18 protein-coding genes are annotated in these 23634 nt (G+C 65.8%); 2 read left to right on the top strand and 16 right to left on the bottom strand.

What is annotated here, in order from left to right:
* Nucleotides 1-307: 307 nt before the first annotated feature.
* From EJV47_RS02980 to EJV47_RS02925, 12 genes are all read right to left on the bottom strand, one after another.
* Complete coding sequence (locus EJV47_RS02980; RefSeq protein WP_126691642.1) at nucleotides 308-1336, bottom strand: IS110 family RNA-guided transposase; 1029 nt, start codon at nucleotides 1334-1336, stop codon at nucleotides 308-310.
* Between the two features lie 373 nt (nucleotides 1337-1709).
* Nucleotides 1710-3032, bottom strand: coding sequence for a TldD/PmbA family protein (locus EJV47_RS02975; RefSeq protein WP_126691641.1), 1323 nt, complete (start codon nucleotides 3030-3032; stop codon nucleotides 1710-1712).
* A 143-nt stretch (nucleotides 3033-3175) separates the two neighbouring features.
* Complete coding sequence (locus tag EJV47_RS02970) at nucleotides 3176-4822, bottom strand: TldD/PmbA family protein (protein WP_126691640.1); 1647 nt, start codon at nucleotides 4820-4822, stop codon at nucleotides 3176-3178.
* Between the two features lie 167 nt (nucleotides 4823-4989).
* Nucleotides 4990-5697, bottom strand: a complete 708-nt coding sequence (locus EJV47_RS02965; RefSeq protein WP_126691639.1) for a hypothetical protein — start codon at nucleotides 5695-5697, stop codon at nucleotides 4990-4992.
* The gene (locus EJV47_RS02960; RefSeq protein WP_126691638.1) at nucleotides 5682-6434 is read right to left on the bottom strand and encodes a hypothetical protein; all 753 of its coding nucleotides are present in this window, start codon (nucleotides 6432-6434) and stop codon (nucleotides 5682-5684) included. Before EJV47_RS02960 ends, EJV47_RS02965 begins: the two co-directional genes overlap by 16 nt.
* A 207-nt stretch (nucleotides 6435-6641) precedes the next feature.
* Nucleotides 6642-7316: a hypothetical protein gene (locus EJV47_RS02955; protein WP_126691637.1), complete on the bottom strand. Its 675-nt coding sequence runs from the start codon at nucleotides 7314-7316 to the stop codon at nucleotides 6642-6644.
* Entirely contained in the window at nucleotides 7301-8041 is a 741-nt protein-coding gene (locus EJV47_RS02950; RefSeq protein ID WP_126691636.1) for a hypothetical protein, read from the bottom strand. Before EJV47_RS02950 ends, EJV47_RS02955 begins: the two co-directional genes overlap by 16 nt.
* A gap of 116 nt (nucleotides 8042-8157) precedes the next feature.
* Nucleotides 8158-9654, bottom strand: coding sequence for a TlpA family protein disulfide reductase (locus EJV47_RS02945; RefSeq protein ID WP_126691635.1), 1497 nt, complete (start codon nucleotides 9652-9654; stop codon nucleotides 8158-8160).
* Between the two features lie 98 nt (nucleotides 9655-9752).
* Nucleotides 9753-11258 carry a TlpA family protein disulfide reductase gene (locus EJV47_RS02940; protein WP_126691634.1) on the bottom strand — a complete coding sequence of 502 codons (1506 nt, stop codon included), beginning with the start codon at nucleotides 11256-11258 and terminating at the stop codon, nucleotides 9753-9755.
* A 217-nt stretch (nucleotides 11259-11475) separates the two neighbouring features.
* Nucleotides 11476-12807: a TldD/PmbA family protein gene (locus EJV47_RS02935; protein WP_126691633.1), complete on the bottom strand. Its 1332-nt coding sequence runs from the start codon at nucleotides 12805-12807 to the stop codon at nucleotides 11476-11478.
* Between the two features lie 130 nt (nucleotides 12808-12937).
* A complete protein-coding gene (locus EJV47_RS02930) occupies nucleotides 12938-13297 on the bottom strand; it encodes a four helix bundle protein (RefSeq protein ID WP_126691632.1) in 360 nt (119 codons plus the stop codon).
* Between the two features lie 56 nt (nucleotides 13298-13353).
* Nucleotides 13354-14997, bottom strand: a complete 1644-nt coding sequence (locus EJV47_RS02925) for a TldD/PmbA family protein (protein ID WP_126691631.1) — start codon at nucleotides 14995-14997, stop codon at nucleotides 13354-13356.
* A gap of 264 nt (nucleotides 14998-15261) precedes the next feature.
* On the opposite strand from EJV47_RS02925, the gene EJV47_RS02920 reads away from it, so the two are divergent.
* Nucleotides 15262-16374, top strand: a complete 1113-nt coding sequence (locus EJV47_RS02920) for a T9SS type A sorting domain-containing protein (protein ID WP_165903597.1) — start codon at nucleotides 15262-15264, stop codon at nucleotides 16372-16374.
* Nucleotides 16375-16633: 259 nt separating this feature from the next.
* Complete coding sequence (locus tag EJV47_RS02915) at nucleotides 16634-19183, top strand: erythromycin esterase family protein (RefSeq protein WP_165903596.1); 2550 nt, start codon at nucleotides 16634-16636, stop codon at nucleotides 19181-19183.
* Here EJV47_RS02915 and EJV47_RS02910 read toward each other — a convergent pair.
* From EJV47_RS02910 to EJV47_RS02900, 4 genes are all read right to left on the bottom strand, one after another.
* Nucleotides 19149-20180, bottom strand: a complete 1032-nt coding sequence (locus EJV47_RS02910; RefSeq protein ID WP_126691628.1) for a 5-methylcytosine restriction system specificity protein McrC — start codon at nucleotides 20178-20180, stop codon at nucleotides 19149-19151. The two genes, EJV47_RS02915 and EJV47_RS02910, sit on opposite strands and share 35 nt — an antisense overlap.
* 136 nt (nucleotides 20181-20316) lie before the next feature.
* On the bottom strand, nucleotides 20317-21690 hold the full coding sequence (locus EJV47_RS27890) for an AAA family ATPase (RefSeq protein ID WP_165903595.1): 1374 nt from the start codon (nucleotides 21688-21690) through the stop codon (nucleotides 20317-20319).
* Nucleotides 21691-21921: 231 nt separating this feature from the next.
* Nucleotides 21922-22074: a hypothetical protein gene (locus tag EJV47_RS27885; RefSeq protein ID WP_165903594.1), complete on the bottom strand. Its 153-nt coding sequence runs from the start codon at nucleotides 22072-22074 to the stop codon at nucleotides 21922-21924.
* 217 nt (nucleotides 22075-22291) lie between these two features.
* Nucleotides 22292-23632 (bottom strand): VPS10 domain-containing protein, encoded by a 1341-nt coding sequence (locus EJV47_RS02900; RefSeq protein WP_126691627.1) that lies wholly within the window; start codon nucleotides 23630-23632, stop codon nucleotides 22292-22294.
* Nucleotides 23633-23634 lie beyond the last annotated feature (2 nt).

Genomic DNA, 23634 nt, shown 5'->3' with positions numbered 1-23634 from the left:
CACCGTGGTACCAGTGCCAGCTAAGTGAATCGGGTCAGTAAGTGGCTATTAATGGTTTAGAATACGTGTACAGCAATCAATGTACAACTTGATGGCCTTGGAAATGAGTAAGGTGAACATCTCAGTCATGTTTCAGCACGGCTCTTCCACTGGGGTGTAGCTTAATTGTCACGGTGCTGGTAAATAGCGTTGTATATAATAGTGGCATCGATGAATAAACAATCGATGAATTACGAACATGCGCCAGCTGACTGGCCCGCTTCTCGCAGATCAGTCTCTTTCCGGAGGAGAACGCCTGTCTACCCGTTCAGTTCACGAGTTGGGCATTGGTATAGGTGGCAGAGTATGGCTGATTCCGCTTCCATAAAGCGTAGCACAGCAACAGCAGCTTGCGCATAACGGCAATCACGCCGGGTTTACCATTCGGCTGGCGCGCCCGCAACCGCGCATAAAAGACGCGCAGCTGCGGGTTGCAGCGCAGGCTGCTGATGGCTGGCAAGTACAATGCCGTGCGTAAGCGCACATTTCCCCGGCGCGAAATCGTGGTGGCCCGGGCGCTGGTGCCACTCTGGCGTTGCACCACGTCCAGCCCCGCGTAGGAGGCCAGTTGCCGCTCGTTCTCCGTCAGGGAAAAACCGGCCGTCTCGGCCACCAGCACCACGGCCGTCGTCAGGCCGATGCCGGGAATGCCGGTGAGCAGCGCCAGCTTCCGCTGCAGCTCTGGTTCGGCCGCCAACAGCGCGGCAATGTCCGCGTCAATGTCGCGTAGCTGGTGCTGGACGAGCTGTTGCTGCGTCGCTAGCCGCGCCAACGTACGCTCTTCAGGCTGGTAGCTGTACTCGTAGGCATGCAACCGAGTCTTAAGCCGCGCCCCCTGCTGGGTGAGCACCTGCCGCTCGCGCTCCAGTACGCGCAACCGGCGCAACGCGGGCGTCGGCGGCACCCAGGCGGGCAGCGCCCGTTCCAGGCCCAGGCGACACAAGAGGCGCGCATCGAGCTGGTCAGTCTTGCTTTTTTGCTCCGTGCTTTGGGCAAAATGCTTGACTTTGTTGGGCAACAGCACACTCAGGCGCTGCTGCTGGTCGGCCAGAAAGTACGCCAGCTCTTCGTAATAGACGCCGGTGGCTTCGACGACAAACCACAACGGAGCGTCGCTGCTGCGCTGGGCGACGACCCAGCGCAGCAGTGCCGCAAAGCCTGGCAGATCATTGGCGAAGGTGGCCGGCTTGCCGGAGCGTACACGCTGGACGGAGTCGAGCGACCCGAAACAGGCGACAAAGCTGTCTTTGGCGATGTCGATGCCGACCACATACTTCAAGAGGGTAGAATTGGGCATGATGAGATGGGAAAAAAGGTGGAACCATGCACGCCGCACCTGCTGCTGCCACAACTCTCCTCGTCCAGATGCGGGATGCCACGGCTTGTGAGCTGTCTCCCTCTATACTGTTCAGTCTTCGGGCAACAACGGGAAGCAGGGCACAGGCTCTAACGCACAAGGTCGACGCTGTCGCCCCGCCTTTAGGGATAGATGGTGTCCCTGCTTCCTTGGGTCGGCTACACTGGAAAATAACCAGCGCAATCATACGAGGGATAGGGTGTGGGGGTAAGAGGGTAGGCGTCTAGGAGTTTAAAAGGTAGGCGGGTGAGAAGATAAGAGTAGTCCCACAGGCAACTCCTACCCCCTTACCCGCCTACCCTCATGCCCTAACCTAGATGGCGTCGGACAACGACGTGAAGGTGAAGTCCCGAATCTTCAGCGGGGGCACCAGGTTGCCGCCCAGGCGCTGCGCCCGGCCCACCGCCTCAATGTTGTTGAGCATGATGACGGGGCTTTCGTTGAAGCGCATGTTCTTAATCGGGTGCTTGATCTTGCCATTCTCGATGTAGAACGTCCCGTCGCGCGTCAGGCCCGTTACCAGCAGTGTCTGCGGGTCCACGTCGCGGATGTACCACAGGCGCGTGACCAGGATGCCCTTCTGGGTGCTCTTGATCAGCTCGTCGAGGCTGGCCGTGCCGCCTTCCATGATGAAGTTGCCGGTGAAGCCGGTGGGCTGGGTTTTGCTTTTCTGGGCCCAGTAGCGCGAGTAGTACAGGTTTTTCACCACGCCCTTCTCGATGATGGGCAGCTTCTTCACCGGCAGGCCCTCGTTGTCGAAGGTGCCGCTGGGCGCCAGCGGGTTGGTGGGGTCCACGGTGATGGTCACGCGCGGGTCGAACAGCTTTTCGCCCTTGCGGGTGCCGCCGCCCTTCTTGCTGAGGAAGGAGCGGCCCTCGTCGGCTTCGCGCGCGTCGAAGGCGTAGACCAGCCGGTTGATCAGCCCCTCGTCGGATACCAGGGCGGCCGGCTCCAGAATCACGGTGTACTTGCCCGGCTCAATGGCCTTGGCGCCCACCGAGCGGGCCGCTTTTTCGGCTGCCACCTGCGTGAGGCTCTTGGCGTTGAACTTCGCGGAGTCGGTGAAGTCGGCCACGGCGTAGCCCGAGCCGGTGCCGTCGGGCGTGCGCACCGTCACCGAGAAATCGAGGCCGGTAAACTGCTGGTAGGCCTCCAGGCCCTTGGAGTTGCGGATGGCCTCAAAGCGCGCCCCGTCCTCCAAAAAGCCCGCCGCCGTGAGCTTGCGCGCCTCGCAGAGGGCAATACTGTCGCCGGCCTGCTGGGCCCGGAAATCGGGCGTGATGCCGGCCGTACTGGCCGCGTACGAAGGGGCCGTGAGGTACTGCTGGGCCGCGAGGCGCGGCATGTACTCCGGGTCTTCGGGGGCAAGCTTGGCAATTTCCTCGGCCCGCTGCACGCAGCGGCGCAGAGTGGCGTCGTCGAACTGGTTGCAGGTGGCCACACCCGAGCGGCGGCCAAACCACACCTGCACGGCCAGGGAAATATTGTCGGTGCCGCCGGCCGTCGTCACGGTGTTGCGGGCGTAGCGCACGTTGCCGCGGGTGCTGCCGTTGAGGTTGGCCTCGGCTTCGTCGGCCGTGCTGAAGCTCAGTACCTTCTTCAGAATGGTCTGGGCTTCGTCTTTAGAGAGAATCATGTCGGTAATGTGCGGGAATGTGGGGAATGTGTTGCGCTTCGCTAATGTGCTAATGTGATTAATGTGTTGATGTGCTAACCGGGTTAATGTGCTGACGCTAGAACGACCATTAGCACATGAGCACATTCAACCACATTAGCACATTAAACCTTGCGGGCCGTGTTAATCACGTTCACCCCGTTGAAGCGCGTGGTGCTGCTGCCGTGGGCCACGGCGGAGCTTTGCGAGGGCTGCCCCTTGCCGTCGAAGAAGGTGCCGAACAGGCGGTAGTCCGACTCGTCGCAGATGGCGGAGCAGCTGTTCCAGAACTCCTGGGTGTTCGATTGGTAGGCCACGTCCTCGATCATGCCAGTGATTTTGCCCTTCTCAATGGCGTAGAAGGTCTGCCCGCCGAACTGGAAGTTGTAGCGCTGCTGGTCGATGGAGTAGGAGCCGGCCCCGGCAATGTAGATGCCCTTGTCCACGTTTTTGATCATGTCGTCGACCGACAGCTTCTGCTTGCCGGGCCGCAGACTCACGTTGGGCATGCGCTGAAACTGCACGTCCTGCCACGACTGGGAGTAGCAGCAGCCGTCCGACTCGTTCTGGCCCACGATGTGCGCCTGGTCGCGAATCTTCTCGTAATCGACCAGGATGCCGTCCTTAATCAGGTCCCACTCCTTGGTCTTCACGCCCTCGTCGTCGTAGCCCACGGCGCCCACCGAGCCCGGCTGCAGCTTGTCGGCCACGATGTTGACGAGTTTGGAGCCGTAGGGCTTGCCCTGCTTTTTCCAGTCGAGCGTGGCGAAGGAGGTGCCGGCGAAGTTGGCCTCGTAGCCCAGCACGCGGTCCAGCTCCAGCGGGTGCCCCACCGACTCGTGGATGGTCAGGCCGAGGTGGGCCGGGTCGAGCACCAAGTCGTACTTGCCGGGTACCACCGAGGGGGCCGTGAGCTTGGCCTTGGCCTGCCGGGCCGCCAGCGCCGCGTCCTCGATAATGTCGTAGCTCTGCTTGTAGCCGATAACGTCGGTGCCGGCCGGGCCTTTGACTTTGTCGGCGGCTTTCGGAATTAGGTACTCGTAGCCCAGGCCCATGGGCGAGCTGAGCGCCTCCCGGGAGCGGAACTTGCCCGAGGCCTTATCCACCACCGTCACGCCGAAGGTGGGCCAGATGCGGTGCACGTCCTGGTCGATGTAGGAGCCGTCGGTGCTGGCGAAGTACTTCTGCTCGTTCACTTGGAACAGGGCCGAGTTGATAAACGAGGCGCCGCTGTCCAGGGCCTTGGCATTGGCGGCCAATAGCAGCTCCACCTTTTCCTTCACCGGCACTTCCAGGGCGTTTTTCTGGATGGGCGTTTTCCACGACACCTCGCCGTAGCCCTTCTGGGGGGCCAGCTGCACCGGCTCCTTCTGGATTTTGGCGTTGGCCTTGGCAATCTGCGCCGCCGTGGTGGCGGCTTTGGCTACCTCCGCCTCGGTCAGCTGGTTGGTGGCCCAGAAACCCCAGGCGCCGTTGACGATGACGCGCACGCCGATGCCCTGGCTTTCGGTGCTGACGATGTTCTGCACCTGCCGCTCGCGCGTAAACAGGTACTGGTTCAGGTAGCGCCCGATGCGGATGTCGGCGTAGGAGGCGCCGGCGGCTTTGGCCGCGTTCAGGGCCGCGTCGGCCAGGCGCTTGTTCAGGGCCGCATCGAAGGGGCGCAGCAGCTCGGCCGCGTCTACGGGCGTGCCGCCGATGGCGGGAAAGCGCGGCAGAAACAGGGCGCCGGTGGCCAGGCCGGCCAGGCCCACGAAGTGTCGTCGTTGCACGATAGAAAAGGGTGTTGGTTGAGAGAAGAAAGGCTAAGGCAAGGGCGCAGCCGCCCGCGTCGGGGCTGCACGCAAGGGCGGCCCCGGGTCCTGAAAATATACATTTGGCAGTACAAAAAAGCCCCGCCGGTACAAACCAGCGGGGCAGGCCTTTGGCCGGAGGCAACTCAGGGCGTCAAATCCCACACGGTGCCGTCGCGCTGCTCGAAGCGCACCAGGCCAAACTCGGGCGAAAAATAGAGCACGGTGGCGGCGGTGGCCCGGCCCTGCCCGGCCAGGTAAGGGTTGGTCAGGCGCCAGACCGGGGCGTAGGTGCGCCCGCCCACGGTCAGCGCGGTCAGCTCGCGCACCTCGGGCCGCAGGCCGCTCTTCACGTACCCGCTGCTGGGGTCCCGAAACTCGATTTCCGATACCTCGCCGGTGCGAAATCGGTAGTGGAAGCGCGTGCCGCCGGGGTTGTCGCGCGAAAAGTCCTTGACGAACAGGCGCGGCCCGTCGGGGTACTGCACCACGTTGAACTTCAGGCTGTAACCGTACAGGCTGGCGCCGTAGTCGAGGCCGCGGCTCTGGCTGCGGAAGCTCAGGCAGTTGTACCCCTCGGGCTGGTCGTCGTAGCCGCCCCCGATGTTCACGCCCACGCCCGGGTAGCTGTCGGTCAGGCCGGTGCTGCTGCGGGCGGGTATGGCGGGCGTGCTGTAGTACGAAGCCTGGGCCGGGCGGCCCTGGAAGTAGGCGTTGTAGGGCGCTTCCAGCCGCAGCTCCTTATACTCCTCGATGCAGCGGCTGCCGCAGCCACTCAGCGCCGCAGCCGCGGCCAGCCCCCCGAGCAGCAGCCCGGTCAGGCGACAGGTCGGAAGGCTTAGAAGCGGGCCCATTGCTCGTTGTTGGTGTAAGTGAAGCCCACCACGCCCTGGCCCGGCTGAAAGTACAGGTAGCGCAGCGTCAGGGCGTTGGGCAGGGAGTTGAGCTGCTCGAACTGGTACACGCCGAAAAAGGTGCGGCCAGCCAGGCGCACCGAGTCCTGGTAGCGCACCTGGCCGCCGAAGCTTGGGGGCTGAAACACGCTGCGGTACGGCCGGCGCACCACCGGAAAAACGGCCCGGTTGGTGCCGTTGAAATCCAGCAGCACCACGTCGGGCAGGGTGTCGGCGCTGGCGCGGGTGAGGGGGCTGCCCAGGGGTAGATTTCCCTGCGGGTATTGCCCCGACAGGTCGCGGGTCAAGTCGTGGGTAAGCGTCAGGTTGATGTTGCGGCCCTGGTAGCGCAGGCGTAGCCGCTCGGCCTGGTAATACTCGCCGCAGGTGGAAGGTGCCGCGTAGGTCAGCGCTGAATACTCGGGGTAGCGCCCGGGCAGCACCGGCACCGAATCGGGCGGCAGAGGGACCCGTTGCAGCGCAGCCCGGAAGCCGTTGGAGCTGACGAAGCGCACCGAATCGGGCGAGGTGGCGGGTAGCCAAGTGCGGGAGCGGGCCTGCAAGCCCAGGCTGCCCAGGCGCTGCGTGGGGCATGGCTCGCACAGGTCGCACGGCGGGGTGCCGCAGGTAAAGGCCAGAGCCGGCAGGGCCGCCGTCAGCAGCATGGCCAGGGCGCGGTGCGGAGTAAAAAGGGGCATAGGCTAAAGCTGCGTGATAGGTAGGCGCAAAGGTAAGAGCCGCAAGAGCCGCCCGATGGTTGACAGCCTCGTTCAACTTTTGATTCCGTTCAGGGGCGGGGCTCAAGCCGCGTCTTATGTTGCTGGTTGCCGGCTGGTTACTTGCCGTTGATGCAGATTGGCGCAAGCATTAGGGGCGCCGGGCGTATTGCACCGGCTTGCCAGGGGCTAGCGGCCCTCCAGGTTCCATACCGTGCCGTCGCGCTGCTCGAAACGTACCAGGCCGTACTCCGGCGAGAGGTAAAGCACGGCGGCCGAGCTGGGGGCGCCCCGGCTGGCGAGGTAAGGGTTGGTCAGGCGCCAGACCGGGGCGTACGTGTAGCCGTTTACCGTCAGGGAAGGCAGCTGACGCACGTCCGGCTTCAGCGAATCCGGCACCACGCCCGCGGGCATGTTGCTGTAGCGGATGGGCTCCGCCTTGCCGGTGCTAAGGTGGTAGCGTAACCAGGTGGTAGCCGGGTTGCCGCGGGAGTAGTCCGACACGAGCAGGAGCGGCCCCTCGTGGTACTGCACCACACTGATGCGGAAGCTGTAGCCGTACAGGGCAGCCGCGTAATTCAGGTTGCGGCTTTCGGAGTGGTACTGCGTGCAGTTATAGGACAGCGGATCGGGATAAGTACCGCCCACCGTGGTGGTGTTCGGGTAGCTATCCGTCAAACCCGCGGCGGTGGTGGCGGCCACGGTCGGGTTGGCACTGCCCGCCCGGCCCCGGAACCAGCCGTCATAGGGCGGGGCCAGGTTGGGCGTTACGGTTTCTTCGCGGCAGTGCCGACAGCCGGGGCCGGCCGCCACGAGCAGCAGCAGCCCGGTCCGCAGGCACGTGGAGGTTAGTAGCGCACCCATTGCTCGTTGTTGGTGTAGGTGAAGCCCACCACGCCCTGGCCCGGCTGAAAATACAGGTGACGCAGGGCCAGTTGCCCGCTGGACGCCGCATCGTAGCGGTACACGCCGCGCAGCAGCTGCCCCGCCACGCGCACCGTGTCTACGTAGCGCACCCCGCCCGAAAAGGGGGTGGGAAACATGGCGCGGTAGGGGCGGCGCACCACCGGGAAGGTGGCCAGGGCGGTGCCGTTAAAGTTGACCAATACCGCATCGGGCAGGGTGTCGGCGGTGGCTTTGAGCAGCTCAGTATCAGAATACGGCAGCTGGAAGTGCGGGTAAGCGCCTTGCAGGTCCCGCACCAGGTCGTAGGTGAGCGTCAGGTTTAGGTTGCGGCCCCGGTAGATCTGCCGCTGTCGCTCCACCCAGAAAAACCGGCCGCATTGGGTGCGGTCGGGGTACTCCAGGCGCTCGTAAGCAAAGCCCTGCAGCCGGGCATCCAGGGCGAGGGAATCGACAAGCGGTGATGCTGCCCGGCGTAGCGTGGTCCGGACGCCATTAGAGCTGACGAAGCGCACCGAGTCGGGCAGGGACAGGGGCAGCCAGGTGCGCGACAGGGCCTGCAGGCGCAGGCTGCCCTGCGGATCAGGCGCGCAGGGCTCGTCCAGCTCGCCGCACTGCGACGCCAGGCAGGGCAAAGCCGCAATCAGCAGCGCGGCCAGCGGGCGGTAGAGAGTAGGAACAGGCATAGGCAAACGGCTGATAGGCGTAAAGCCAAGAGCCAGAAAAGCCGACCAACGGTTGTCAGCGTTGGTCGGCTTTTTCTGGGTTGATTGTTGGGCTTAAATCCCGGGCGCCGCGGGTATTAGCGGGCGGCTACGGCCCCGGCGGCCGGCGCCGCCAGGGCGGCTTCCAGGTCCTTCACTATTTCTGCCCCGGAGCTGGGGCGGGCGGCGCGGTCGGCCACCACGCGCCCGTCGCGGCCGATGATGAAGTAGGAGGGAATGGCCTGCACCTGGTAGGCCTTAGCGGCGGCCGACTCGAAGCCCTGGGCGCGCAGGTGCACGCTGCCGTGGCCCAGCAGTTGCTGCTTGGCCAGGATTTTCTGCCAGTCCTCTTCCTTCTCGTCGAGCGACACGTAGAGGAAGACCACGTCGCGGCCGGCGAATTTCTGCTTCAGCTCCTTGGCGGCGGGCACTTCGGCCAGGCAGGGCCCGCACCAGCTAGCCCAGAAATCGAGGTACACTACCTTGCCACGGAAGCTGCTCAGGGCCACCTGCTTGCCGGTTTCGTCCTGCAGGGTGAAGGCCGGGGCGGCGTTGCCCGGGGCCAGGGCCAGGCGCTTGGCGTAGGCGTTGCGCACGGCGCGGGCGGCCACCGAGTCGCGGTTCAGCCGCCGGAAGGTGGGCATCTGCGCGGTGGCGGTGCTGAGCTTGGCGTTGACCAGCGAGGACAGCATGACTTTGCTCAGCACCACGTCGCGGGTGCGGGTGTTGCCGTAGGTGCGGGCCGCTAGGTCGAACACGCCGCTCATCAGCTCATCCGGGTTGGTCGGCGCCTTGCCCGAGGCGTCGTTCTGCAGTTGGTAGAAAGGATACTGCTCGGCAAACGCCACGTACGCCGCATTGTTCAGGGCCGAGTCGTTGGGCGCGGCCAGGGCGGTCAGGCCGCCCAGAAACGAGGCGGGCAGCGGCACCGGCGTTTTCTTTTCCTCCTGCTGCATGTAGCGGTAGAAGCCGGCGCACATCAGGCGCTGGTTGGCGGCGCTGTACTTCAGTTCCTGGCGCACGTAGGCCCGGAAAGCGGGCGTGAGCTGGTGCTGACCGGCGTACTGCTGCCAGAACTCCCGGCGCTGCCGCTCGTCGGCTTCCACGCCCTGGCTCATCTGCTCGGCAGTTTTGTTTAGCACGAAGCGCATGGGCGTGGCATTGTCGCCGTCGTCGAAGCGCAGGAAGCTCTGAATAAGGTAGTTGTTGGCGTCGGCACCGCGGCCCTTGTACTTCAGGGTCTCGTCGAACTGCTTGGTGTCGAGCGAGAGTTGCAGCTCGTCGCCGGGCTCCAAAAACAGGTCGGTCGATTCGTTGCCGTCGGTGAAGGAGGCTTCGCCGGGCGCCGCTACCTGCGGCAGTACCAAGCGGAAGTTGCCCTTCGCGTCGAGCCGGGCCGATACCGTGTCGGCTTCCAGGTGCATCGGGTCCCGAAACAGAGTCAGGCGCACCTTGGGGCCGGTGGGGTTGTCGATGTGGCCGCTGAGGGTGACCGGCTGGCCGACCGGCGCGGTCTGGGAGCAGGCCCCGAGCAGGAGCAGGGCGGGTAAGACGGTGCCGAGCGTCAGCGCCGGGCGCGAAGAGAATGAAAGCATATACAACGACTTAGATGTTTGGGATAAAGCTTGGCATTATATCGGTAACAAGCAACGACTTGCCGCTGCCGGCATCGATTTTTTCGGCCGGGTGCCGCTCAGCGCCGCACCACGGTCGGGCCGCCCAGCTGCCGGGCCTTGTCGATGACCTGCTGCAGTGCCGGCAGCTGGCTGGGCCGCGGCGGGGCGTTGTCCACGATGCGGCCGTCAGGGCCAATCAGCCAGTAGGAGGGAATGCCGTTGATCTGGTAATCTTTGGCCACCGGCGTCTCCATGCCAGGGGCGTGCAGATAGGTTACGCCCGGGTGGGCATTGCGCCGGACCCAGCGGCGCCAGGCTGGCGCGTCGTGGTCCAAGGACACGGCCACGAAAGCCACGTCCGGCCGGCCCGCGTAGGCGCGGTACAGGGGCGGGGCCGCTTTCATTTCCTGGAGGCAGGGCCCGCACCAGGTAGCCCAGAAATCGAGGTAGACCACCCGGCCCCGGAAGCTGCTGAGCGCCACCGTCCGGCCGCTGGTATCGGCCAAGGCAAAGGCGGGGGCGGACTGGCCGGGCGCCAGCTTCAGCTTCTGCGCGAAGCGGCGGCTGATGAGCCCGCTCAAGCTGGTGTCGCGGCTGCTGTGGCGGAAGCTTTCTACCAGCGGCGCCACCAGCCCGGGCTGGCGAAAGTCCATGGCCTCGGCCAGCCAGTGCGCCACGGCCTCGTCGCGGCTGCGGCTGCGGCCCAGCGTCTGGTCGAGTACGGCTAGGTAACGCTGGTCCCAGCGGCGCTGCGCGGCGGTATTGGCCGGCTCATTGGCGCGCCCGCCCCCCTGCCGGTACATGAGGTACGACGACAGATAGCTGCGGTAGCCGTCGACGTGTAGGGCCGAGTCGTTGGGCAGCCGGAGCTGGCGGATAAAGGCGTAATAAGCCGTATCGACGCCGGGCAGCTCTTTCTTGGCCGCGTAGCGGTAAAAGCCCGGGTAGTCCAGTTGCACGTTGCCCCACTCGTAGTCGATGCCGAAGCGGGCGAACTGCCGGGCCGCCGGGCTCAACGGCAGCCGGGCGGCCACCGAGTCGAGCAGCCGCTGCTGCTGCCAGCGGAAGGCCGTAGCGCGGCGGCGCAGCGTATCGGCGTGGCCGATGCGCTGCCCGGCGGGCGTGCCCAGCAGGCCGCTGGCCATACCCCGGCGGTCCAGCTCGGCTAGGTAGGTATTGATGCCCGCCCCGCGGCCGGTGAAGCGCAGCGTCTGCTCAGGCTCCGCGCCGTCGAAGCGCAGGTGCAGACTGTCGCCGGGCTCCACGAACAGGGTCAGCTGCCGTTGGTTGTGCGCCAGCAGCAGCTCGATGGGCCGGGTGAGCGTGTCGAGGCGGAGCTGAAAGCCGCCGTCGGCGGTCAGCGGCAGGCGCAGGCTGTCGTACTGGTAGGTTATCAGGTCGCGGTAGTGCACCAGCGTCACGGCCGGGCTCTGCGGGTGGTCGACGTGGCCGCGGATGACGGCGGGCCGGGCCGCGGCCGACCGGGTACCGGGCGCAGAGGAACAGGCGGCGGTCAGCAAACCGGCCAGCAGAGCGGCGGGCAGCAGCAGGGCGGCGCGGCGCGACGCAAACAGGTGAGGCATAAGTGAAAAGAAATAGCCGAACGCGCGAAAAAGCCCGGCAGTATAAGCACAAAAAGTCCCCGAACCCAACGGGCCCGGGGACTTTGCGCAGCTTGGAATAAGGGCGCGGAGGTTAGGGTTGGAGTTGTTTTAGGGTATGAGGGTAGGAGTTTGGGAGTTGCCAGAACAATGACCCCTTAACTCATACCCTCCTACCCTCACACCCTCATACCCTACCCTAAATGGCGTCGGACAGGGAGGTGAAGGTGAAGTCCCGAATCTTCAGCGGGGGCACCAGGTTGCCGCCCAGGCGCTGGGGCCGGCCGATGGCCTCCAGGTTGTTGAGCATGATGATGGGCGACTCGTTGAAGCGGAAGTTCTTGATCGGGTGCTTGATCTTGCCGTTCTCGATGTAGAACGTTCCGTCGCGGGTGAGGCCGGTGTAAAGCAGCGTCTGCGGGTCTACGGGGCGGATGTACCACAGGCGCGTCACTAGGATGCCCTTCTGGGTGCTCTTGATCAGGTCGGCGGTGCTCTGGGTGCCGCCGGTCATGATGAAGCCGCCCGGCGGGGGAATGTCCGGAATGCCCTGCTTCTGGGCCCAGAAGCGCGAGCTGAACAGGTTCTTGACCACGCCCTTCTCAATCCAGGTGACTTTCTGGCGGGGGCGCCCGTCGCCGGCGAAGCCCAGGCTGGGAATGTCCGCGCTGGCCGGGTCGGAGTAGATGGTCACGCGCTCGTCGAACAGCTTCTCGCCCTTGCGGTTGCCGCCGCCCTTCTTGCTGAGGAAGGAGCGGCCCTCGTCGGCCGAGCGGGCGTCGAAGGCGTTCATCAGGGCGCCGAGCAGGGAAGCGTCGGTGTTGGCTACCAGGGCGGCCGGCTCCAGAATCACGGTGTACTTGCCCGGCTCAATGGCCTTGGCCCCCACCGAGGAAGTGGCTTTGTCGGCGGCAATCTGCGTCAGGCGGCCGGCGTCGAACTTGCTGATGTCGGTGAAGTCGGCGGCGGCGTAGCCCGAGCCGGTGCCGTCGGGCGTGCGCACCGTCACCGAGTAGTCCAGGTTGGTGTACTGCTGGTAGGCCTCCAGGCCCTTCTTGTTGCGCTTGGCCACGAAGCCGGCCTCATCCTCCAGAAAAGCCGCCGAGCTAACCTTTTTCTGGTCGCACAGGGCCATGCCCTTGGCGGCCTGGGTGGCGCGGAAATCGGGCGTGATGCCGGCGGTGCTGGCCGCAAAGGCCGGGGTGCTCGGGTACTGCTGGGGGCCCAGCATGGGCACGTACTCGGGGCTTTCCGGAGCCAGGCGCGCAATTTCCTCGGCCCGCTGCACGCAGCGGCGCAGGGTGGCGTCGTCGAACTGGTTGCAGGTGGCAATGCCCGAGCGTTTGCCGAAGCGCGCCTCCACAGCCAGCGACACGTTGTCGATGGCGCCGGCGGTGCTGACGGTGTTGCGGGCCGTGCGGATGTTGCCGCCGGTGGTGCCGTTGAGCGTGGCTTCGCACTCATCGGCGGTGCTGAAGCTCAGGACCTTGGTCAGGATAGCCTGGGCTTCGTCTTTGGATAATATCATGATGTGTTGATGTGCTGATGTGGGAATGTGCTGATGTGCTAATGCGGGGGCAATGTGCTGATGCGGCTGAATATGCTGATGTGCGAATGAAGAACGACCATTAACACATCAGCACATTAATCACATTAGCGCATTAACCATTGGCTTTGCCAGTGCTGATAATGCTGGAGAGCAGCCGACAGATGCTGGTCAGCTTGCCGAGCATGTCGGCGGGAGGATTGGGGTAGTTTGGTGCCTGCTGACACAGCAGCAGCCAATACTCCGTTTCGCTAGCTTCTTTCGCCGCAATCTTGCATTTATGAATAAAGTCGGCCCGGCTTTCGGCGTGTTGCGCTTCGCGTACATTCGCCCCGATGGAGGTTCCACTACGCAGTAATTGTTGCGCAATGACGTAGCGTCGGACTTGCTCCAACTCCTCTACGTAAGCCAACACCTGTAATGAAAACTCAAATGAGAGCTGCAATACAGGATTGTTGGCGGAAGGAGCGGCCATAAACGAAGATTTGCGGTATCAGCACCTCAGCACATTACCGCATTAGCACATTAACCTTAAACTTTCCGGGCCGTGTTAATCACGTTCACCCCGTTGAAGCGCGTCGTGCTGGAGCCGTGGCTCACGGCCGACACCTGCGAGGGTTGGCCCTTGCCGTCGAAGAACGAGCCGAACAGGCGGTAGTCCGACTGGTCGCAGATGGCGGAGCAGGAGTTCCAGAATTCCTGGGTGTTGGCCTGGTAGGCCACGTCCTCGATCTGCCCGGCAATCTTGCCCTTCTCGATGGCGTAGAACACCGTGCCGCCGAACTGGAAGTTGTAGCGCTGCTGGTCGATGCTGAACGAGCCGCGGCCGGCAATGTAGATGCCCTTGTCCACGTCCTTGATCATGTCGTCGACCGACATTTTCTGCTGGCCGGGGCGCAGGCTGATGTTGGCCATGCGCTGGAACTGCACATCCTGCCACGACTGGGAGTAGCAGCAGCCGTCCGACTCGTTCTGGCCCACGATGTGCGCCTGGTCGCGAATCTTCTGGTAGTCAACCAGCATGCCGTTCTTGATGATGTCCCACTCCTTGGTCTTCACGCCCTCGTCGTCGTAGCCCACCGCACCCAGGGAGCCGGGCTGGGTTTTGTCGGCCACGATGTTGACGATTTTGGAGCCGTAGGGCTTGTTCTGCTTTTTCCAGTCGAGCGTGGCGAAGGAGGTGCCGGCGTAGTTGGCCTCGTAACCCAGCACGCGGTCCAGCTCGGTGGCGTGGCCGATGCTTTCGTGGATGGTCAGGCCCAGGTGGTTGGGGTCGAGCACCAGGTCGTACTTGCCGGGCGTGACGGAGGTAGCCGTAATCTTGGCCTTGGCCTGCTGAGCGCCCAGCTTGGCATCCTCGATGATGTCGTAGGAGTTCTTGTAGCCGATGAGGCCGGTGCCGCTGGGGCCGGCAATCTTGTCGGCGGCCTTGGGCACCAGGTACTCGTAGCCCAGGCCCATGGGCGCGCTCAGGGCCTCGCGGGTGCGGAACTTGCCCGAGGCCCGGTCGATGGCCGTGACGCCGAAAGTCGGCCAGATACGGTGCACGTCCTGGTCGATGTACGAGCCGTCGGTGCTGGCGAAGTACTTCTGCTCGTTTACCTGGAACAGGGCCGAGTTGACGAAGTTGGCGCCGTTGTCGAGGGCGGCGGCGTTGGCGGCCAGCAGCAAATCCACCTTGTCCTTCACCGGCACGGAGAAGGAGTTGGTCTGGATGGGCGTCTTCCACGACACCTCGCCGTAGCCCTTCTGCGGAGCCAGCTTCACCGGCTCCTTCTGCACCTTGGCGTTGGCTTTGGCAATCTGCACGGCCGTTTGGGCCGCTTTGGCCAAGCCGGCTTCCGTCACTTGGTTGGTGGCCGCGAAGCCCCAGGTGCCGTTGGCAATAACGCGCACGCCCGCCCCGAAACTCTCGCCGTTGACGATGTTCTGCACCTGCTTTTCGCGGGCGAAGATGCTCTGGTTCAGGTAGCGGCCGATGCGCACGTCGGCGTAGGTGGCGCCGGCAGCCTTGGCCGCGTTCAGGGCCGCGTCGGCCATACGCTTGTTCAGGGCCGCGTCGAGGGGCTGTAGCAGCTCGGCCGCGTCCACGGTGGTGCCGCCGAAGCTCAGGCCGGGCAAAAACAGGGCGCCGACCCCGAGGCCGGTCAGCCCGACAAAATCACGTCTTTTCAAAGGAGTAATGGTTTGGGAAGTGAGTGAGAGGTCAGTTTAGGGGAAAAAAACAGGGCTTGCAAGCTGAATGACGCCCACGGCTGGCGGCAGTTGCAGGAATCCGGCGCAGAATCCGAGGTTTCCGATAGAAACATTCCGCAGTTATTGCTTAAACTTTAAAAAGGTAGCTTTATACAAGTCAACTCCGCCAGGCGTCATTCAGCCTTGATTTCGATGGCCTTAACCTGCGGGCGAGTAACACCACGTACCTCTTTTTCTCCCACCATGAAACACCGTTTACTTTTCTGGCTGGTGCTGCTGAGCGCGGCCTGGGCGCATACCAGCGCGGCCGCCATCATCACCGCCACGCTCACCAACACCTCCTTCTGCAGGGGCGCCACGGTGCAAGTGCTCTACACCGTCGACGTGCCCTTTAGCACCAACAACGTCTTTACGGCCCAGCTCTCGGACGAAACCGGGTCCTTTGCGGCGCCGGTGAGCATCGGCGCGCTGGCCGGCACGGCCGGCGGCACCATTACCGCTACGCTGCCCCAGAACGCGGTAACCGGCGCTGCCTACCGCGTCCGGGTGGTGGCCTCCAGCCCATCCACCGTGGGCGCCGACAACGGCACGGACCTTACCATCACCAACATCGGGGCGGTGACGGCGGGCAGCAACGGGCCGCCGTGCGTGGGCGGCAACCTGCTGCTGACGGCTACCGCGGTGCCCGGCGCCTCGTATTCCTGGACCGGGCCGGCCGGCTTCACTTCGCTGCTGCAGAACCCGACCATTGCCAACGTGGACCCGAACCGCTCGGGCACCTACACCGTGACGGCCTCGTTGAACGGCTGCACGGCTACCAGCCAGGTGACGGTGACGGTGAACCCGGCTACGTCGGCCGCGCCCACGGTGAGCGTGCAGTACAACGGCCCGACGACCACCCTGACCAGCTCGGCGGCCCCGGCTGGCGGCGCCTACCAATGGTACCTGAACGGCCAGCCCATCAGCGGCGCCACGGCGCAGACGTACGTGGTGACGGGCAGCGCGCAGTTCGGCTCCTACACCGTGGTAGTTACCTCGGCCCAGGGCTGCGCCTCGCCGGCCTCCGCCCCGCTGACGGTGACGGCCGCCGCCGACCCCCTGGCCGCCGCTGCCCTGGAGCTATACCCGAACCCCACCCGTACCGGCCGCCTTACCCTCACGCTCACCGGCTACGCCAAGCCTCTGGAGCTGAGTATCTTCGATGCCGTGGGTCGGGTGGTGTACCGCGCCTCGCTGCGCCCCGCCGCCAGCGGTGCTACCCAGGAGCTGGACCTGAGCCCGCTGCCGGTGGGCGCCTACCTGCTGCGCGCCAGCTCGGCCGATGGCACCCTTATTCGCCGGATAGTGCGCCAGTAAGCCGGGGCACCGGTCCAGGTACTTGGTCAGTTCGGTACCTGGCCGGTGCTGCCCGCCGGCGGCGTTACTCCCGGCAAACCGCCGAACCGCAACCGAAGGCCTCGTCAACGCAAGTTGGCGGGGCTTTTCTCGTTATTGCGCGGCTGGGACGCGACCTGGAAAGCAGAACCGTGCGCATCGTGCCCCGTCGTTTCATTACTACTGACTTATTACCATGCGGTATTACCTCCGGCAGAGTGTTGTCTACGGTTGGGCATTCATGATCTTATGGCTGGGGCTGCTGCCTGCGCAGGCTCAGGTGCCGCTGCCCGCCCCGCCCACCGCCGCGCTGACCTGCCTCAGTCCGGGCCCGCCGCCCTCGTTTGCTGCCATCGGCCGGGCCATCGGCGGGGCGCGGGTGGTGATGCTGGGTGAGCAAACCCACCAGGACGCGGCCACGCTGGAAGCCAAAGTGGCCCTGGTGCGCTACCTGCACGATTCGCTGGGCTTCACGGTGCTGGCCTTCGAGGCCGATATGTACGGGGCCGACCGGGCCGACCGAGCCATCCACGCCGGGCAGCCGGCCCTGCCCGCGTTGCAGGCCTTTTTGTACAACAAGCGCATCTGGTCGGGCACGGCCGAGTTCGAGCCCCTGGCGCCCTACCTGGCCGCCCACCCCGCCCTGCGCGTGGCCGGCTTCGACAGCCAGCTGCAGAGCGAGTATACCGAGGACGAAGCCCTGCCCGAGCTGCGCCGGCTGCTGGCCCTGGACTGCCGGACCAAGTGGCGCCCCGAGGAGCATTTCCTGGCCGACGAAATTCTGGGCCAGAGCATCAACGGCGGCGACTTCCGCCAGCTGCGCCAGGGCCCCACTGACTCGGTGCGCTGGCGGCAGTGGCGGCAGAAAGCCTCCCGCTCCCTGGCCAACGTAGCGGCCCGCGTGCCCGCCGAGGTCGGGCGGGCGGCGTTCTGGCGGCAGTGGCTGCGCAGCTGGGCGGCCGAAGTCGAAGACCAGTGCGCCTACTTCACCCGCGGCCGGGCCAACCCGCTGCGGCGCGACCAGCTCATGGCCGACAACCTGCTTTACCTTATCCGGCAGCAGTACCCGCGGGAGAAAATCATCGTGTGGGCCGCTTCCTCGCACATTGCCGCCAGCTACGCGCCCATCAGTCGCACCGATACCGTAGCCATGCGCTACTTGCGCCGCCTCCGGCAGCTGGAGCCCGCCGATGAGCCGGCTGCCGACACAGTGACCCTGCGCGGCGTACTGAGCGGCTTCGTGCCGATGGGAAAGTACGTGCGGGCCGGGCTGGCGCCGGGGCAGGTGTACAGTATTGCCTTCACCGCCTACGAGGGCAGCTACGGCGCGACAATACGCCCGCAGGAGCAAAAACCAGTGCCCCGCCCGCCGGCCGGGAGCCTGGAGCGGGCCTTCGTGGCCCGGGGCTGCACGCTGGGCTTCGCTGATTTGCGCCGCACGCCCGAGGCCCGCTACTACGCCGCGCCGCTGGGCTACCTGCCGCTGCTGGCGCCCTGGGCCCAGCTGTTCGACGGCATTATTTTCACGCGCACCATGCGGCCGGTTACGCCCATCGGGGCTGAGGCCGTGGGGCCCGTAGCCGTAGCGCCGGGCCGCCGCCTGCCCGGCCGGGTGCTCGACGCCAAAACCGGCGCGCCCGTGTCGTTTGCCAGCGTAGGGCTGCGCGGCACCACGCTGGGCACCATCAGCAATACCGAAGGCAAGTTCCTGCTCTTCATCCCGGCCGAGTACGCCGCCCGCGACACCGTGCAGGTATCCTGCCTGGGCTACGGCTCGGTGCGCCTGCCGCTGGCCCGCCTCGCCGCCGGCCAGGAGCTGGCGGTGAAGCTTACCCCGCAGGACCATCTGCTGGGTGAGGTGCTGGTGAAGGCTCCGCTGAGCGCGGCCGCCATCGTGGCCAGGGCGCGGGAGAAGCTGAGCGTCAACTACCCGCAGGCGGCGCACAGCATGCAGTTCTTCTACCGGTTCAAGGACCAGCTCGGCGACTCGGTGCGCTGCCGCGAGGAAGCCGCCGTCGACTTTTACGACGCCACGGGCTACCGCCGCGGCAGCTGGGAGCGGGGCGCCGACACGCGCTTCACCCAGGTGCGCCAGCTGCGCCGCCACGCCACGGGCATCTACCGCCAGCAGGATATGTCGGGCATGTGGCTGATCTGGGAGCGGGACCCGATTCTGACCACCCGTAACCCGCTCAGCGAAGGACCCGGTTCGCACTTCACGTTCACGCGCGAGGGCGAAACCGAGTACAACGGCCGCACCATCCACCAGATCCGCTTCGTGTGCCGCAAGCCTAACGCTTTTACGACGCCCTACGCCTACCCCTCGCCCGCCGCCTTCGAAGGCCGCCTCTTCATCGACGCCGACAACTACGCCGTGGTCAAGTACGAGGCCTTCACCACCTGGGACACCACCACGATGCGCAACAAGAAGGTGCTGCGCCGCTTCGGCTTCGACGGGCCCGTGCGCGAAAGTCGGCGGGCCTACGACGTGTACCAGTACGAGCAAACCGGCGGGCTGTACTACCTCAAGTACAGCCGCCACTACTACCCCTCAGACTTCGTGAGCCTGGCTACCGGCCACAAAACCAGACACGTCGAGGCCTACGACCTGCTCACGACCAGCCTGGAGCTGCAGCAGCCCGTGGTGCTGCAACAGAGCATGACGAACGTCGTCGGCAAAGTGCCTTACCGGGAGGAGTTCTGGAACTCGTACCAGACGCTGTTGCCCGAAGAAACCCTGACCGCGCCCACCGGGCTTACTGCACCAGGGCCAGCAGCGCCGCCGAAATAGCCGGCCAGGGCTGGTTCAGGTCGAGCGTGACGACGCGCACCGGGAAGCCGCCCAGCACGTAGCGCAAATCGGCCTCGTGCGTGGCGGCGGGGTAAAGCAGAATGCCTTCCAGCGGTACCGCGGTCTGCGCCGCCTGGTTCTGCAGGTAGGCAAACAACTGGTACAGGTGGGGTGAAATCAGCCGCTGCCGGTCGTGGTGGGGCTTGAAGGCGACGTTGTAGTACTTGGTGTCGAGGATGATCTTGCGCTCCGCCGACTCCAGCGAGGTATCGGTAATCATGCTGGGCAGCAGGGCCAGGTCCTCGGTGCGGTCGGCTTCGGCCTGCCAGCTGATGGTTTCGCTCAGCACCCGGTAGCGGCGCTGCTCCAGGCGGTAAAAGTTGCGCACGAACCGCTCGAAAATGCCGGCCATCAGCGCCTCGTCGCGGCGAAAATCGTGGAAGCGGGTGCGGCCCTCGGTATCCGTATCGGGCAGGGCAGTGCGGTAGATCAGGGTGCAGACGTTGAGCAGAAAGCTCTCCGGCCCCGGCAGGCGCAGGCGGCGCACGGCGCGCAGCTCGGCGCGGGTCAGCGGCGCGGGCTGAACATCCTCGGGGAAGCGGCTGCGCACCTGGCGTACCTGCTGGCGCAGGGCCGCGGGCAGGCGGCGGGTACGGCCCAGCGCGTCGAGGGTGCCGGCCAGCAGGCGGTTGAGCGGGGTGTTGGGGCCCAGCTCGTCGTAGGCGCACACGGCCCGGCCCCGGCGCAGCAGGTCGCGGCGGATGGTGGGGGTGAGCAGCACGCGGCCGCGCAGCTCCGCCAGCTCCTCCTCGCGCTCGGCGTAGCCCAGTGGCAGGCCCTTCTGCAGCAGCCGGCGCGTGCCCGTCAGCAGCAGCTGGGTGAGCAGCTCCAGCGGCCGGTGAAACTCCTGCTCGGCCACGTGCTGCCACTCGCCCGGCTCCGGCAGGCGGTTCCAGGCGTAGCAGAGCAGGTAATAGAGGTTTTGGATCGGGACCATTTTGGTGCTTGGTGCCTGGTGCGTAGTGCTTGGTTTTCCAGTGAAAAAGCTGGGGCAAAAGTTCAGAGTAACTGCAACTCAGGTAGACGAAGCCAGTAGCACTAAGCACTAAGCACTAAGCACTAAGCACTAAGCACTAAGCACTAAGCAGCCGCTTCTTGTGGGCGGCGGCCTGGGTGGGCTGGTCAAACCAGTAGTCGTCGAGCAGGGGGGCTATTTCCTGCTCCAGAATGAGGTTCAGCCAGCCGGGCGCCTGGGCCGGGTGTGGGGGCGGCTGGCAGAAGTAGCTGTGGCCGATCTGAAAGTCGGGGCCCAGCTCCGGGTCGTCGGCAATAGCCAGGTTCAGTTCGTTGAGGCGCAGCAGCAGGCGCGCTACCACCACCTTGGGCACGCCCTGCTTGGTGAGCAGCTGGCGCAGCGGCTCCCCGAACTCCGGCTGCATCCCCACGAAGGCGAAGCGCCGGCGCAGGGCGTAGTCGAGCGGGGCCAGGCTGCGGTCGGCCGTGTTCATGGTGCCGACGAGGTAGAGGTTGTCGGGCACGAAAAAGCGCGGGGCCTCGGCCGGGGCGTAAGGCAGGCGCAGGGCGTGCTGGGGGCCGCGCTTGTCGGGCTCCAGCAGCACCAGCAGCTCCCCGAAGATGCGGTTCAGGTGCCCGCGGTTGATTTCGTCGATGAGCAGCACGAAGGGCCGCTCCGGCTGCCGGGCGGCGCGGCGGCACACGTCGGGCAATACCCCGTCGGTGAGGCGGAAGCCGCCGTGGCCGTCGGGCCGGAAGCCCTGCACGAAGTCCTCGTAGCTGTAGCTGGGGTGAAACTGCACCAGTTCCACACGGCTGTCGTCCTGGGCGCCGAGCAGCAGCCAGGCCAAGCGGCGGGCCAGGAAAGTCTTGCCGGTGCCGGGTGGCCCCTGCAGAATCAGGTTCTTCTTACGCTCCAGGCCGGCCAGGGCATCATCCAGCCGCGCCTCGTCGATAAACAGCTCCTTGAGCGCTGCCTTGCGGCTGTAGGGCGCGGCTGGCACGGGCAGGTAATCGGGCTCCGGCTCGGCGGCTACGGCGGCGGGCTCCGGCAGCCGCTCGGTCGGCGCAACCGCGGCGGCGGGCAACTTTTTCGGCGCTTTCCGGGGCTTCGGCTCGGCCTCTGGCTCGTCGTCCTCGCCGCCGGTGTAGAGCTGCTGCATGTCCTGCTGGGCGGCCAGGTCGCCGTCGTGGGGTGAGCCGGCCAGCACCGGGCGCTTGGTCGTGACGGTGAAGCTCAGGCGCTCCAGCAGGCGGTTGGTGGGCGCGCCGGCGGCCAGGGGCCAAGCGGCGTCGGGCTGCTTCAGGGCCAGGCGCAGGGCCAGCTCGGCCACCGGGCGCGGGGGGTAGCGGCGGCCCTTGTACACCAGCTCGTACACCGTGCTCGGCGGCAGCTCCAGCCCGGCCCGGTCGATGTGGCGCAGGGCGCGCAGCACATGGTCGCGGGTGAGCAGGGAAAGGTCGGCGGAAGGCGCGGGCGGAGTGGTGGACATGCAGCGGTAAGGTAGGAGCAAAACGCCAACGCCGCGCCGCTGGTTCGGTTTTTGGCCGGAGCAGGGGCGCATATTTGTCGGCCGGCGTCACTCAGGCGGCAACCGTTCAACGGGGCGAAGCAGGGCTGCGGCTCCGCAGTGGCCGGCGGCCAGACCAGGCTAGTGGCGAGGCAACAAAGCGCCGCCCCGCCTTCGGTGATGAAAGCGGGGCGGCGTAGGGGCAATGCGGAGTTATTTGGCGTGGCGCTGCGGGTCGTGGGCTTTGTCGGGCGTCACCTTCTTGCCCTGGGCGCTTTCCTCGATGGTGTTGGGGCGCTTATCCTCCTGCTTTTTGCGGGCCGGGTCGTCGTGCTGGGGCGTTTTGGGCGTGTTGGTAGCGGGCATGGTCGTGGGTGGTTTAGGGTGAAACCATGCTTGCGTCTACGCGGCACGTCAGGAGGTGGTTGGCCTGCTAACTTATTGCTCGTCAATACAGTCGAGCTTCAATCGGCCCGGGCCCTCCACTGGCTGTCCGCTTTTTCGTGCGGGCAGCCAGCGCCCTGAGGTTAGGGCCGAGCCGCCCGGCCCCACCCCGCGGGCCGCGCACCCGGCCCGCGGGGCGTTAGCGCACCTGGATTTTCTGGTGGGCGCTGCCGGTGGCGCCGGCCACTTCCACCACGTACAGGCCGGCGGTCTGCTGGCTCAGGTCGAGCGTGAGCGGGGCGGTGCCAGACCAGGCGTACTCGCGCACGAGGCGGCCGGCCACGTCGCGCACGCGCACCTGGGCGGCGCCCAGCGGCCGGGTAGCCCGCAGCGTGGTCTGGCCGTCGGCCGCGGGGTTGGGAGCCAGCTGCCAGCCGGCCAGCGCCGCCGCCTCCGCCTTGCGGGTGCTCAGCACGTTGCTATCGAAGCGGTTGACGCCGTTGCCCACCGGAAAGGGGCCCTGCATCCGCACCCCGCCCGACCAGCCGACGGTGGGGCTGACAAACTCCACGGCCAGGTGGTCGGTGGTGTTTTCCAGGGCCGTCCAGGTCTGGCCGTTGTCGCGGGAATAAGACGAGCCCCCGTCCCCGTTGCCGATATCGGTGCCGGTGGAAACGTACTGCGTGGTGCCCGGCACGGCCGCCAGCGCAATGCCGTGCAGCGGACCGGTGTAGGCCACGGCCGTCCAGGTCTGGCCGCCGTCGGTGGTGCGGTACAGCTCGTGGTCGGTGCCCGATTCATCCAGCACCGATATCAGGCCTTTCTGCGCGTCGCGGAAGGCCAGGCCGGTGGGCTCGGCCGGCACCGGCAACGCGCTGACGGCCCAGGTCTGCCCCCGGTCGGTGGAGCGGAATACGCGGCCCTTGTCGGTCATAAACCAGATGGAGTTGCCGAACACGACCGGCCGGCCCCCGGCCCCTTCGTTGGGCTGGGCGGCCGGCGTCGGTACGGGCGTCCAGGTCTGGCCCGCGTCGGTGGTGCGGTACAGCTCGAAGCCGCCGGCGGGCGTCAGCTGCTCGCCGCACACTACGCCTTCGGTGGTAGAGAAAAAGTGAACGAAGTCCGCGAAGCTGAACGCGTTGTAGAACACGGTGCCGCGGCCCTGCACGGTCCAGGTCTGGCCGCCGTCGGTGGTGCGCAGAATGCGGCTGCCCGCGCTGTCCACCGGCACCGTCACAATCCAGGCCGTGCTCGGGCTGGGGGCGCTCAGGCCCAGCACGTCTTCGCGGTGCACGTTGCGCAGCGGCAGGGTGCTCACAGTCCAGGTACGGCCGCCGTCGGTGGTGCGCGCCAGCTGCGGGGGCGCATACGTCGCGTCGACCACTTGGCTGACGGCCCACACCGTGTTGGCGTCCACCACGTCGAGGTGCAGGGCCGTGGCACGGGCGGGCGTGAAGTTGATGGGCTGGTTGACCCACTGGGCCTGAGCCGTGAGGCCGGCGCTGCCGGCGGCGAGCAGCGTAAGTAAGAATGCTTTCATAG

It is taken from the genome of Hymenobacter gummosus (assembly GCF_003970915.1).
GTDB classification, from domain to species: domain Bacteria; phylum Bacteroidota; class Bacteroidia; order Cytophagales; family Hymenobacteraceae; genus Solirubrum; species Solirubrum gummosum.
The sequence above is the reverse complement of the archived record's forward strand: the minus strand, read 5'-3'. Positions and strand labels throughout refer to the sequence as shown.

Bases quoted from the DNA above. Each gene is read 5' to 3' on its own strand.
- EJV47_RS02980 (WP_126691642.1), bottom strand. From the start codon at position 1,336: ATGCCCAATTCTACCCTCTTGAAGTATGTGGTCGGCATCGACATCGCC.
- EJV47_RS02975 (WP_126691641.1), bottom strand. From the start codon at position 3,032: ATGATTCTCTCTAAAGACGAAGCCCAGACCATTCTGAAGAAGGTACTG.
- EJV47_RS02965 (WP_126691639.1), bottom strand. From the start codon at position 5,697: ATGGGCCCGCTTCTAAGCCTTCCGACCTGTCGCCTGACCGGGCTGCTG.
- EJV47_RS02960 (WP_126691638.1), bottom strand. From the start codon at position 6,434: ATGCCCCTTTTTACTCCGCACCGCGCCCTGGCCATGCTGCTGACGGCG.
- EJV47_RS02955 (WP_126691637.1), bottom strand. From the start codon at position 7,316: ATGGGTGCGCTACTAACCTCCACGTGCCTGCGGACCGGGCTGCTGCTG.
- EJV47_RS02950 (WP_126691636.1), bottom strand. From the start codon at position 8,041: ATGCCTGTTCCTACTCTCTACCGCCCGCTGGCCGCGCTGCTGATTGCG.
- EJV47_RS02945 (WP_126691635.1), bottom strand. From the start codon at position 9,654: ATGCTTTCATTCTCTTCGCGCCCGGCGCTGACGCTCGGCACCGTCTTA.
- EJV47_RS02940 (WP_126691634.1), bottom strand. From the start codon at position 11,258: ATGCCTCACCTGTTTGCGTCGCGCCGCGCCGCCCTGCTGCTGCCCGCC.
- EJV47_RS02930 (WP_126691632.1), bottom strand. From the start codon at position 13,297: ATGGCCGCTCCTTCCGCCAACAATCCTGTATTGCAGCTCTCATTTGAG.
- EJV47_RS02920 (WP_165903597.1), top strand. From the start codon at position 15,262: ATGAAACACCGTTTACTTTTCTGGCTGGTGCTGCTGAGCGCGGCCTGG.
- EJV47_RS02915 (WP_165903596.1), top strand. From the start codon at position 16,634: ATGATCTTATGGCTGGGGCTGCTGCCTGCGCAGGCTCAGGTGCCGCTG.
- EJV47_RS02910 (WP_126691628.1), bottom strand. From the start codon at position 20,180: ATGGTCCCGATCCAAAACCTCTATTACCTGCTCTGCTACGCCTGGAAC.
- EJV47_RS27890 (WP_165903595.1), bottom strand. From the start codon at position 21,690: ATGTCCACCACTCCGCCCGCGCCTTCCGCCGACCTTTCCCTGCTCACC.
- EJV47_RS27885 (WP_165903594.1), bottom strand. From the start codon at position 22,074: ATGCCCGCTACCAACACGCCCAAAACGCCCCAGCACGACGACCCGGCC.
- EJV47_RS02900 (WP_126691627.1), bottom strand. From the start codon at position 23,632: ATGAAAGCATTCTTACTTACGCTGCTCGCCGCCGGCAGCGCCGGCCTC.